Raw genomic sequence first — 12,678 nt, 5'->3', positions numbered from 1 at the left:
TCAAGAAAAAAACAGAACAAACTGAGCAAAATCAATAAGTCGATTTATTAAGTCCGCCATCAACAACAATGGTTTGACCATTAACATAACCGCCGATTTCGGAAGCCAAATAAACAACCGCGGAAGCAATTTCTTCCGGCTTAGCCAGTCTTTTCAAAGGAATATCATTTGCCATTTTAATTATCATTTCATCTTTAGAAATTTTAGCTTCATTTGCTCTTACTTTTGCAAGTTCTTCCAATCTTCCCGTTAATGTTAAACCAGGCGCAACATTATTTACCGTTATATTAAATTGTCCAACTTGATTTGATAACGTTTTTGCAAACGCGGTAACCGCGCTTCTAAACGCGTTTGAAAGAAGTAAATTATCGATTGGCTGTTTTACTGAAATTGATGTGATATTAATTATTCTTCCCCAATTATTCTCTTTCATTTTAGGAAGCGCTAATTTTGTAAATCTAACGGCGCTTTTTAATACTTGATCAAAAGCAAAATTCCAATTTTCTTCAGAAAGTGTTTCAAAGTAACCGGGAACGGGTCCGCCGCAATTATTTACCAAAATATCCAATCTGCCAAATTTCTCAATTACAAATGAAACAGTATTTTCAATTTCTTCTTTTTTATTTATATCGCATTTAATGTATAAAACCTCGCGGTTAAATTTTTCCTTAATTTCCGCGGCGGTATGCTTTAATTTTTCCGTATTGCTTGAGCAGATTACTACACTGCAATTTTCTTGAAGAAAAAGTTCGGCAACTGCTCTGCCAATTCCGGTACTTGCGGCAGTAACTAGAACAACTTTATTTTGTAAACTTAAATTCAAACTCAATTCCCTTGTTAATTTCTATTAACAATTTGCTCTGTATCAAGAGCAATAACCAATTCCTCGTTTGTAGGAATTCTTAAAACCTTAACCGGTGAATTTGGTTTCGTCACTATACATTCACCTTTTGCGTTTTTATTTAGTTCATCATCCAATTGAATTCCAAGAAAATCTAAATTACTGCAAACATCTTTTCTTACTTTTACGGAATTTTCGCCAATTCCGCCGGTAAATACCAAAGCATCCAAACCGCCTAAAGCAGCTGCATTCGATGCAACGTATTTTTTGAGTCTGTATGTAAATACATCGAAAGCATAAGTCGCTTTTTTATCGCCTTCGGCAACAGCTTGTTCAATTTCTCGCATATCGCTGCTCTCACCGCTAATTCCTACAAGTCCGCTGTGCTTATTAAGCATTGTATTCGCTTCAGAAATTGAGAGTTCTTCTTTTCCCATAATGTATGTAATAATTGAAGGATCAAGATCACCGCTTCTTGTTCCCATCAGCAAACCTTCCAACGGTGTAAATCCCATCGATGTATCAATGGACTTTCCATTTTTTATTGCGGCCATACTTGCGCCGTTTCCAAGATGAGCAGTAATTATTTTTAATTCCTCGTAAGGTTTTCCCAATATATCAGCGGCTCTTTGTGAAACATAACGATGAGACGTTCCGTGAAATCCATATCTTCTTATTTTATACCTTTTGTAAAGTTTAAATGGAATTCCGTATAAGTAAGCATGAGGCGGCATTGACATATGAAAAGCCGTATCGAATACACCGCACTGCGGAATATTTGGAAGATGCTCTTTTGCGGCTGCAATTCCCTTTAAATTCGGCGGATTATGCAGAGGTGCTAATTCAATATTTTCGCGCAATGCTTTCAGTACATCATCGGTAATTAATACAGATCCGCTGAAATCTTCACCGCCGTGCACAACTCTATGACCAACGGCGTCAATTTCATTCTTGTTAGAAATTACTCCATGGTTTGGACTCAATAAAACCGCAATTACATATTCCATAGCAATTGAGTGATCCAAAATTTCACCAACAATTCTAATTTTTTCTTTGCCTTTAGGCTCATGTGTAAGAACAGCGCTGCTCATTCCAATTCTTTCAATCATTCCTTTTGCAAGCGCATCTTTTGTATTCGTTTCAATCAATTGGTATTTGATAGACGAACTTCCGCAATTTAATACTAAAATTTTCAACTAAAATTTCCTTAATTTATTCTATAATATTTCCATCGTCGTCATACTTGAAAAATCCTTCTTTCGATTTTTTTCCAAGTTTTCGTTCTCTTACCAATTTTCTTAGCAGCGGACATGGTCTATATCTCGGTTCGCCCAATTTTTTCCATAACTGCTCCATCCAAGTTAAAACTTCGTCTAATCCCATTGAATCTGCTAATTCCAAGGGACCCATTTTAAAATTGTAACCAAGTTTCATGGCAATATCAATATCTTTCGCCGAAGCAATTCCTTCAAGTAAAATGTGCATGGCTTCATTTAGTAAAGGAACAATTGCTCTTGTTGTAACAAATCCCGGATATTCATAAACTTCAATTGCGGTTTTACCAATTTTGCGGGCAAATTTTTTCGATTTCAAAACGGTATCATCAGAAGTATCCATTCCTTTTACAAGCTCAACCAAAGGAACTTTTGGAACCGGATTCAAGAAATGCATGCCGATAATTTTATCTCTTCTGTTTGTAACTTCCGCAATTTCAGTTAAGCTTAAAGTTGATGTATTGGAAACAAAAATTGTCTCCGGATTGGCAATTTCATCTAACTTTTTGAATAAAATTCTTTTCAGCTGATAATTTTCAACAATAGCTTCAATTATCAAGTCGCATTCAGCAACTTCCTCAAGATCCAAACTCCATCTAATTCTACTCAATATAGATTTCATTTCACTTTCGGTCATTGCCCATCTTTCAATTTCGTACCTCATTGAATTTTGGATTTTTTCTTTGGCTAATTCTAGATTTTTTTGATCTTTTTCAATAATTATTACATCTAAACCTGAAGAAGCAATGGTTTGAGCAATTCCTTGTCCCATTACGCCGGCGCCAATAATTGCCACATATTCAATTTGATCTTTATTTTCGGTTGCCGGAGTTTCACCAAGCAAATCTTCTAATTTTAATTTTTTTTCTTCCATAATTCTTTTTTTATTAATGAGATTAATTCAATTGAATTATCAAGATTTGTACCACAAAATTATTTATGAATTATTAAATATTCGATGAATTAATAATCTTTTTTACTAAAAATGATAATACTGAAGTATAGAACGAGAATTAAAAATGCCAATGAGGTTAAAATCGGTTGAAAATCTTCAATTCCATATCCAAGCGCCAATTCAGTAGTCATTGATCCAAGTTCTGATGTTTTAGGAATAATGTAATAAAGAAAATCCATTATATAATTTAAAACGGTGTTATTTAAAAAATAACCTATGGATTCTCTTGCGTTTAATATTGGAGAAAAAATAAAGAAAATAAGATAGGATATCATCATTGCCAAAACAGAACTTTGTGTTAAAATTCCCATAAGAATTATTAACGAATATAATGAGGCAAAAGCAAATGTTATTGTAAAAATGCTAAGTAAAAAACTTGGGTCCCAAATTGAAAATTTAATTCCAATCAAAATCCAAATAGAAATAATTAAATAAGCAATATTCAGCAGAACAATTAATACTCCGCCGAGAAATTTGCCTAAAATTAATTGAGCGCGTGAAACCGGTTTGGAAAGCAGTAAATCAATATTACCTTTTTCCAGCATATTGGGAATGAAACTTGAAGCCGAAAAAATTGACAAAAACAATCCCCCGCCAAAAAGCGGAGCGACTATAAATAATTTCAAACCTTTTACTAATTCCTCTGAAACATCGCCAATGTTTACACCTTTTGAATTATACTGTAAAAAATTTTCCGCAGAAACGAATCCGAATAAAAGAGCAAAAACAATTATTGTAAACGTTGAAATCGCAAAAAATGCTACGATAATTTTTCTCGATATTGCTTCTCTGATTGTAAAGTTCGATATGGTTAATATATTATTCATTCGGTTTTTTCTCTGTAATTGATTTAATAAACATATCTTCTAGCGATATCTTTTTCTGACTGAAACTTTTGATATTGATATTTGATCTTCTCAATTCATCCATAAATAAATTCGAAATTTTATTATCAGAAATTTCCAATTCAATTATGCTTCCGTTTATGTTAAACTTATAAGTTTTGCTTAAGTTTTCGATCAAATTATTATTTAAGATTTCTTCCGTTTCAATTATGCAAATTTCTTTTGTAACGGTTAGTTCTTCTACGCTTCCTACTCTAACTAATTTACCTTCATTTAATATTGCGACTTTATCTGATACCAACTCAACTTCGGAAAGCAAATGACTGTTTAAGAAAAGTGTTTTTCCTTGATTCTTTAAATCCTTTAAAATATCTCTAATTTCTTTTCTTCCAACGGGATCGATTCCATCTGTTGGTTCATCTAAAAATATTATTTCCGGATCGTGAATTATTGCCTGCGCTAATCCTAATCTCTGCATCATTCCTTTTGAATATTTTTTTATTTTTGTTTTCCGCCATTTTTCCATTTTTACTAGATTAAGCACTTCGGTAATTTTTGGCGAATTCTTATCAATCTCAAATCCGTTTAATTTGGAATAATACAAAATTACTTCTTCACCATTTAGATAATTCGGGAATTTGTGGTTTTCAGGCAAATATCCAATTTTTTTTCTTATTTCATAGTTCGAAACATTCTCATCAAGAATCGACGCGCTTCCGCTCGTTGGAAAAATAATTCCCAATAAGATTTTAATTAGTGTTGTTTTACCTGCACCATTTGGTCCAAGCAGACTAAAAATTATACCCTTTTCAACATTAAGCGAAACGTTATCTAAGGCAACAATTCCATTTTTATTTAACGTTTTAGTCTTAAATATTTTAGTTAGATTTTTAACTTCAATCGAATTCATTATTTCTTTAAATTTGTAATAAGTTATTGTAAAGATAGAATTATTCTTTGTTTTTCCGAAATTATTATTATTGAATATGCTTTTAAATAAATTACAAGAATTTTTTGGCTTTGATAAATTTCGTTCCGGACAGGAACAAATTATAATTGACATTTTAAATAAAAAAAATGTCCTCGCGATTATGCCTACCGGAGCCGGAAAATCAGTTTGTTATCAGCTGCCCTCATTAATTTCCGATTCATATTCAATAATTATTTCACCGCTTATTTCTTTGATGCAGGATCAAGTCAATTCCTTAAATCAAAATAATAAAACTGCGGCTTTCATTAACAGCTCTTTAGACTTTCATGAGTCGGAAAAAGTTCTAAATGAATTACAAAATAGTAAAATAAAAATGCTATTTGTCTCTCCGGAAAGACTTAACAATTTAAACTTTGTACAAAGAATAAAAATGTTCAAGCCGGAATATCTTTTTATAGATGAAGCTCACTGCATAAGTGAATGGGGACATAATTTTAGACCAAGCTACAGAAATATCATAAATTTTGCTGAAGCAATTGAAGTAAAAAATATTTCAGCTTTTACTGCAACGGCAACCCCCGAAGTTAGAAAAGATATAATTGATCAGCTAAAATTTGTTAATCCTTCTATTCATATCACAGGATTTGAGCGAGAAAATATTTCTTTAAATGTTTTATTCGATAAAAGTAAAAAAGAAAAGATAATTGATATTTTATCTAAAGATAAAAAACCTACAATAATTTATGCGTCGACACGGAAACATGCCGAGCAGTTATCTGAATTTTTAAACCTTAATAAAATCGTAAATGAATTTTATCATGCTGGTTTAACAAATGAGTTAAGAAGAATTATTCAAGATAATTTTATAACAGGAAGAACAAAAATAATTGTTGCTACAAATGCTTTTGGAATGGGAATAGATAAAAAGGATATCGGCAATGTTATTCATTATAATATACCAAGTTCAATAGAAAATCTTTATCAAGAATTTGGAAGAGCGGGAAGAGATGGAACTGAATCTAAAGCTTATTTATTTTATACACACCGCGATAAAGAAATACAGGAATTTTTCATTCAGATCAGTAATCCAAATGTAGAGCAAATTAAAAAGTGCTATGACGCGATTTTGGATTATTATAAAATTGCGGTAAACAGTAAAACCGAGAAATTTTTGGAGATCAATAATGATCTGATTAAGTTAATTGAAAGCAAAGATATTAATAAAGGATTGATACCTTCTATAATTTCAATTCTGGAAGAAAGCAATTATTTAAAACTTCACGCTCAAAATTCATTTGCTCATTATATTCAAATAAAACTTTCGCAGAATGATCTGAAAAAATATTTAAAAGGAATGTATAATTCCGAACTTCAGGATTTTCTAATTCAATTAGTTAAAATTTTCGGCGGAACAATTTTTAATTCCAAAGTAGAGCTTAATTTTGATTTCCTTTATCAAAATTTTGGGTATAACAAAAAAGCAGTGGATCAATTTTTATTCACTCTTAATAACATTGGAATTATTGAATACGAGAAGCCTAAGTTCGTTCAAAAAATTTCAATGTTAACGGAACGCGTTTCAAGTAAAAATTTAAAGCTGAACAAAACAGAAATAAATAAAAAAATTCAGCTTGCCGAATATAAGCTCGATCAAGTTTTGGAATATGTAAATACGGATGAATGCAGATTTAAATTTATTCTGCAGTATTTTGGAGAAAGTCTGCAGAATTATAAATGCGGTAAATGTGATAATTGCACCGGAAATAAAAACTCGAAAAGTAATGATTTCATAAATGAAATAATTATAAGAACATTTAAAGAATTTAAAGGAGCGCTGACCGAAAACAGATTGCTTGGAATTCTGAAAGGAAGCTCACAGTCAAATATTGCAAAAAAAATTTCCACCTATGAAAATTGTAAATTTTATTCCATTAACGAGATCGAATCTTCCATACAATATTTATTGAATAAAAATATTTTAAAGGAAATTAATGACGAATTAGTTTTTAATCCTATGGAAGAACTTTTCTCAAGTGAAGATGAAGATTATGAAAGCTCAAAAGTTATAGATAATAAATATGAAAATAATTTAGAATTATTCAACAAACTCCGCGAAGAAAGGGATTTAGCAGCTAAAAAATTCAACCAAAATCCACAGCTTATCTGCTCGGATAAAATACTAAGAGATATAATAAACGCAAATCCGCAAACTTCCTCGGCGCTATTGCAGATTGACGGATTTAACCAAAGAATGTTCAATAAAATAGGAGCTGAATTTCTTTCAATTTTAACAGAACACTATGCGAGTGAAAAACAAAACAGCATTGCAGGTAAACTGCCGAAGCATATTTCTCAGACATACGATTTGGTTATTAAGAAATATTCATTACACGATATTTCGAAATTACTCAAACTTCCGGAATCTATTGTTTCAATTCAAATAGAAACAATAATAAGTTATTATCCGGAAATGGATTTTCATTCACTGTTAATGAAAGAAGAGTTTGAGATTATTGAAAAAAATATTTTAGATTTTTCGGAAGATTTGAAAACTATTAAAAGCCGAATCGATAAAAATATAAGTTACTCAAAGATAAGAATTGTAAAAGCTATTCTAAAAGCAAAGTCTATTTCGCTTGGTTAGATTTAAGCGTATCTAAATATGTTTGCGAAAGATTAAAAAATTCATTCCATTTTTCATCATCAAACTTTAGTGATTTATATTTTTCATAATATGATAAGGAATCGATATCGTATTTTTTAAAGACCTCGTCTTTTTTTATTTTCAGCGAGTCGGTACCGGAATAAAAATCCTCAACAACTAGCAAATCAACATACACTTTAGAAAGTGTATCAATATCAAGTTTTTTATGGCCATCGCAGTTTTGAAACGTAATTAAAAAAAATACAGCTAAAAAAGAATAAAGGAATGTATCAACTAAATTACACTTGGCAAATGATTTTAGAAGTAAATTTCTAATACTTTTTTTTAATAACCGCATAAATAAATTTTTATAAAATGTTTAACCCAAACGCCGTACAATTCAAATAAAAAGAAAATATTTTCACAGAAATGTAAATTTTAATTTTTCTTGCTTGCTTCAAACAATATTTTCTTTTCCTTTTCAGTTAAGTTTTGATATCCGCTCTGACTAATTTTATCAAGAATTTTATCTATTGTTTCTTGAGATATTTCATCACCGCTTTTTTTAGGTGAATTTATCTCAAAAAATTCGGCTTCTTTTGCTTCTTTTTTGCCAAAACTAAACGGTGACTTCTTTTTTTCAAATTTCGAATCATCTGTATAATCAACTTTACTTTTAAAATTTTCAAACATTCTGTCAAAATTATAACTGTTTCTTCTATCCAACATTACAAATACAAAGCCTACAATTGCTCCGCCCAAATGAGCTAAATGCGCTACAAAACTTGCATCGCCGACAGATAAAAATTCAATTACCATCATAAAAACAATAAGATATTTTGCTTTAACGGGAATTAAAAAATAAACGTAAATCAATCTGTCAGGGAAATACATTGCAAAAGCAACCATTACTCCGAAAACAGCGCCGGAAGCACCGATAATTGGAGCGGAACCTCCGCCCAAAAATAACTGTAATAATCCTCCGCCAATGCCGGCAAGCAGATAAAACACTAAGAATTTCTTCGATCCCATAATATTTTCAATTTCCATTCCGAACATCCACAGCATTAACATATTAAAGAAAATATGAGAAAAACTTCCGTGTAAAAATTGATAGGTAATTAACTGCCATGGCATAAAACTCCAATAATCATTACCGAATGGAATTAATGCAAAATATTTTGTGATTAAATTATCCAGCAAAACGCCGCCAACCACAACATTTTGGGCAATTATTGAAATGAAATAAACAATACCGTTAATAATTAAAATGTTTTTAATTACCGGAGGGAAAAAACTAAATCCGCCAAATCCCCGAGGTCTATATTCTTGATAAGACATTAAAAATCCCTTTAAATAACTTTAATTTTCACTGATCGAATTTACTAAAATATATCTAAAAATATATTAAAAATAAGGAAACCTCTGATTTGTTCAATATTCAAACAATTTTCAGAGGTTTGCAAGATTAGACTAACTTATTTGGAAAATGTTTCAGTATTATTTGTTTGTAAGCGCTTCAACACCCGGCAATACTTTTCCTTCCAAATATTCTAAAGAAGCGCCTCCTCCGGTAGAAACGTGAGATACTTTATCATCCAAACCAGCTTTTTTAATTGCAGCGGCAGAATCTCCCCCGCCGATTACGGTTATCGCACCTTTTTCGGTAGCTTCAACCAAAGCTTCGGCAATTGAATTTGTTCCCTTTGCAAAATTATCAAATTCAAAAACACCCATTGGACCATTCCAAACGACTGTTTTGCTGTTAAGAATTACTTCTTTGAATTTCTCTATCGTTTTTGGACCAATATCCAATCCCATTTTATCTGCCGGAATTGCATTTACGGGAACAACTTCAGAAATTGAGCAATTATCAAATTCAGACGCAACAACAACATCTACAGGCAATAAAAAATTTACTCCAGATGATTTGGCTTTTTCCAAAATTTCTTTTGCGAGATCGATTTTGTCAGCTTCCAAAAGCGAAGTTCCAATTTCCATTCCTTGAGCTTTATAAAATGTATAACCCATACCGCCGCCAACAATTAAATTATCTACTTTGCTCATCAATTGTTGAATAACATCAATTTTTCCTGAAATTTTTGCGCCGCCTAAAATTGCGGTAAACGGTCTTTTAGGATTTTCAACTGCGCTTCCTAAATAGTCCAATTCTTTTTTCATTAAATAGCCGGAAGCATTTTGACCAATATATTTTGTGATTCCTTCAGTAGAAGCGTGAGCTCTGTGAGCGGAACCAAATGCATCATTGATATAAACATCCCCTAAACTTGCCAATTGTTTAGCAAATTCCGTATCATTTTTTTCTTCTTCGGGATGGAATCTTACATTTTCTAAAATTAAAACGTCTCCGTCTTTCATAGCATCAACCATCTTCTTTACTTCTTCGCCAATACAATCCGGCGCTAATTTTACTTCTTTTCCCAATAATTCGCCTAAGCGAACAGCCGTTGGTTTTAAACTGTATTTTGGATTCGGTCCGCCTTTTGGTCTGCCCAAATGGCTCATTAAAATTGCTTTACCGCCATCTTTAATTATTTTTTCGATTGTTGGTAATGCAGAAGTAATTCTAATATCGTCCGTAATTTCTAAATTTTCATTCAAAGGAACGTTAAAGTCCACTCGTACAAGAACTTTCTTACCCTTAAGGTCTAAATCTTCAATAAATAATTTTCCCATTTTCATCTCCAATAAAATAAAATTTTAATTCATATAAGTTTTTGAAGAGCAATCAAGATTTGTCATTCCCGAAAACATTGTTTGGGAATCCATAGTTTTATGTGAATAGATTCCGGTTAAAAACATTCCGGAATGACAGAATAATTAAACATATAAAAAACGCAGCCAATAATTTAGACTGCGTTTTATTGAATTTATTTCAATAGGCTTATTTACCCATTTTTAACAATAAGTCTACAACTCTATTTGAATAACCCCATTCATTATCGTACCAAGAAACTATTTTAAAGAATCTCTTTTCTCCTTTTAGGTTATTTTGCATTGTAGCTAAAGAATCATAAATTGATGATCTTTCATCATGAATGAAATCTGAAGAAACAACTTCTTCATTTGCATAACCTAAAATTCCTTTTAAATATGTTTCAGAAGCTTTTTTCATCAACGCATCAATTTCTTCAATACTAGTATCTTTGGTTGCTCTGAAAGTTAAATCAACAACAGAAACATCAGCAGTAGGAACGCGGAATGACATTCCGGTTAATTTCCCTTTTGTTACCGGCAAAACTTCGCCAACAGCTTTTGCGGCGCCTGTTGATGAAGGAATAATATTGATAGCAGCAGCTCTGCCGCCTCTCCAATCTTTCTTTGAAGGTCCGTCAACTGTTTTTTGAGTTGCAGTATATGAGTGAATTGTAGTCATTAAACCGGTTTCAATTCCAATTCCCTCTTTTAACAATACATGAACTACGGGAGCCAAACAGTTGGTTGTGCATGATGCATTAGAAACAATATGATGTGTATCGGCAACATATTCATTATCATTAACGCCGATTACTATAGTTTTAACATCGCCTTTTCCTGGAGCTGAAATTAAAACTTTTTTAGCGCCGGCTGCCAAATGACCTTTTGCCTTTTCCGAATCTGTGAACAAACCGGTTGATTCTATAACAATATCAACACCTAATTCTTTCCAAGGTAATTGCGAAGGATCTTTTTGAGCCATTACGCATTTAATTTTATCGCCGTTTACAACAATTAAGTCATCATCAGCCAATGTAGGATCGCTTTTTGCGCTGCTTAGTTCACCTTTAAATTTTCCGTGAACAGAATCATATTTTAATTGGTAAGCAAAATATTTTGCATCTGTGCTAACGTCAACTACAGCTACAATATCAACTTCTTTGCCAAGCATTCCTTTTTCGGCAAGTACATTAATTACTTGTCTCCCAATTCTACCAAAACCATTAATTCCAACTTTTATAGCCATTTCTTCTCCTTTTAATTCTTTGTTATGAAAAAAATAAATTTATAATTGTCAAAGATAATATTTTAGAAATTCATATACAAAATGAAGATGTTAAAGTCTTAAAAATCTTGTTTTATATCCCAAATTTATAAATGATAGGAATTATATTATTTCAAAATAAGACAAAAATTACGCTCAATTGATAATTCTCAAATAATTAATCACTTATTTGTAATTTTATACATACCAATTTAAAATTTGATCCTGACTAAAATATGATTTATAGAATAAATTTTTGTACTTTTCCAATTAAAAATTTTATAACCCAAATTTCTTGTCAATTTTGAAAATTAAAGCAGATTTACATACTCATACGACTTATTCTGATGGAGCATTACCGCCAAAACTTCTATTAGATTTAGCACATTCAAGACAAATTTCATTTATCGGAATTACAGATCATGATACGGTAGCCGGAATTGATGAAGCGATTAAATACGGAAAAAAAATTGGAATTGAGGTGATTCCCGGCGTTGAAATTAGCACAGATATTGAAGGTACGGAAATTCATATTTTGGGTTATTTTATTGATTATAAAGATAAAGAGTTAAACAATGTTTTGAAATTTTTTAGAGATGAAAGAATAGAAAGAGCTAAAAGAATAATTAAAAAATTAAACATGTTAAATATCAAAATTACCTTAGAAGATGTTCATGAATTTTCACAGAATGCGCCAATTTGTCGTCCCCACATAGCAAAAGCTCTTTATAAAAAGGGTTATATTAAAAATTATATGCAGGCTTTTCAAAAGTATATTGGTGACGACGGTCCGGCTTTTGAAAGAAAAATTCATGTATCGCCTCAAAGCGCAATTAAAATCATTAACGATGCAGGCGGACTTTCATTTATTGCTCATCCGGGAAATATGAAGGATACGATTCTTAAAAATCTTATAAATTTAGGAATTGACGGAATAGAAGTGATTCATTCATCGCATAAGAAATATCAGCAGAAATATTATACTGATATTGTTAACCAATATTGCTTGTTAGCAAGCGGCGGATCGGATTTTCACGGAGGTTTTAGAAACGATGAAACGAATATGGGTAAATATTATATAACTGAAACATTTTTATCAAATCTTAAAAATGCTTCAAAATTAAATTCAAGAAAATAATTATCTTCTCTGGTCAAAAAAATTTAGACTAGATAAAATTCATGAAATCCTTATATTTTGGTTAATTG

At 31.4% G+C, this 12,678-nt stretch carries 11 protein-coding genes; 2 read left to right on the top strand and 9 right to left on the bottom strand.

Annotated elements, in window-relative coordinates:
• Window positions 1-31 precede the first annotated feature (31 nt).
• The 5 genes from IPK06_17250 to IPK06_17230 form a co-directional block, all read right to left on the bottom strand.
• Window positions 32-823: an SDR family oxidoreductase gene (locus tag IPK06_17250; GenBank protein ID MBK7981717.1), complete on the bottom strand. Its 792-nt coding sequence runs from the start codon at window positions 821-823 to the stop codon at window positions 32-34.
• Window positions 824-837: 14 nt separating this feature from the next.
• Window positions 838-2,037: an acetate kinase gene (locus tag IPK06_17245; protein ID MBK7981716.1), complete on the bottom strand. Its 1,200-nt coding sequence runs from the start codon at window positions 2,035-2,037 to the stop codon at window positions 838-840.
• Window positions 2,038-2,053: 16 nt separating this feature from the next.
• A complete protein-coding gene (locus IPK06_17240; protein MBK7981715.1) occupies window positions 2,054-2,989 on the bottom strand; it encodes an NAD(P)-binding domain-containing protein in 936 nt (311 codons plus the stop codon).
• Window positions 2,990-3,078: 89 nt separating this feature from the next.
• Window positions 3,079-3,897 (bottom strand): ABC transporter permease subunit, encoded by an 819-nt coding sequence (locus IPK06_17235; protein MBK7981714.1) that lies wholly within the window; start codon window positions 3,895-3,897, stop codon window positions 3,079-3,081.
• Window positions 3,890-4,825, bottom strand: coding sequence for an ABC transporter ATP-binding protein (locus tag IPK06_17230; protein ID MBK7981713.1), 936 nt, complete (start codon window positions 4,823-4,825; stop codon window positions 3,890-3,892). Before IPK06_17230 ends, IPK06_17235 begins: the two co-directional genes overlap by 8 nt.
• A gap of 76 nt (window positions 4,826-4,901) precedes the next feature.
• Here IPK06_17230 and IPK06_17225 point away from each other — a divergent pair, with 76 nt between their 5' ends.
• A complete protein-coding gene (locus IPK06_17225; GenBank protein MBK7981712.1) occupies window positions 4,902-7,490 on the top strand; it encodes a RecQ family ATP-dependent DNA helicase in 2,589 nt (862 codons plus the stop codon).
• Here the strand turns inward: IPK06_17225 and IPK06_17220 are convergent.
• From IPK06_17220 to gap, 4 genes are all read right to left on the bottom strand, one after another.
• Window positions 7,474-7,848: a hypothetical protein gene (locus tag IPK06_17220; GenBank protein MBK7981711.1), complete on the bottom strand. Its 375-nt coding sequence runs from the start codon at window positions 7,846-7,848 to the stop codon at window positions 7,474-7,476. The genes IPK06_17225 and IPK06_17220 overlap by 17 nt on opposite strands.
• A gap of 80 nt (window positions 7,849-7,928) precedes the next feature.
• Window positions 7,929-8,831: a rhomboid family intramembrane serine protease gene (locus IPK06_17215; GenBank protein MBK7981710.1), complete on the bottom strand. Its 903-nt coding sequence runs from the start codon at window positions 8,829-8,831 to the stop codon at window positions 7,929-7,931.
• Window positions 8,832-8,990: 159 nt separating this feature from the next.
• Window positions 8,991-10,187 carry a phosphoglycerate kinase gene (locus IPK06_17210; protein ID MBK7981709.1) on the bottom strand — a complete coding sequence of 399 codons (1,197 nt, stop codon included), beginning with the start codon at window positions 10,185-10,187 and terminating at the stop codon, window positions 8,991-8,993.
• A 208-nt stretch (window positions 10,188-10,395) separates the two neighbouring features.
• Window positions 10,396-11,454 carry a type I glyceraldehyde-3-phosphate dehydrogenase gene (gene gap / locus IPK06_17205; GenBank protein ID MBK7981708.1) on the bottom strand — a complete coding sequence of 353 codons (1,059 nt, stop codon included), beginning with the start codon at window positions 11,452-11,454 and terminating at the stop codon, window positions 10,396-10,398.
• A 328-nt stretch (window positions 11,455-11,782) separates the two neighbouring features.
• Between gap and IPK06_17200 the strand changes: the two genes are divergently transcribed.
• Window positions 11,783-12,610, top strand: coding sequence for a PHP domain-containing protein (locus tag IPK06_17200; protein MBK7981707.1), 828 nt, complete (start codon window positions 11,783-11,785; stop codon window positions 12,608-12,610).
• Window positions 12,611-12,678 lie beyond the last annotated feature (68 nt).

The organism is Ignavibacteriota bacterium (genome assembly GCA_016713565.1).
Lineage (GTDB): Bacteria > Bacteroidota > Ignavibacteria > Ignavibacteriales > Melioribacteraceae.
This window is presented reverse-complemented; position numbering and strand designations above follow the sequence as displayed.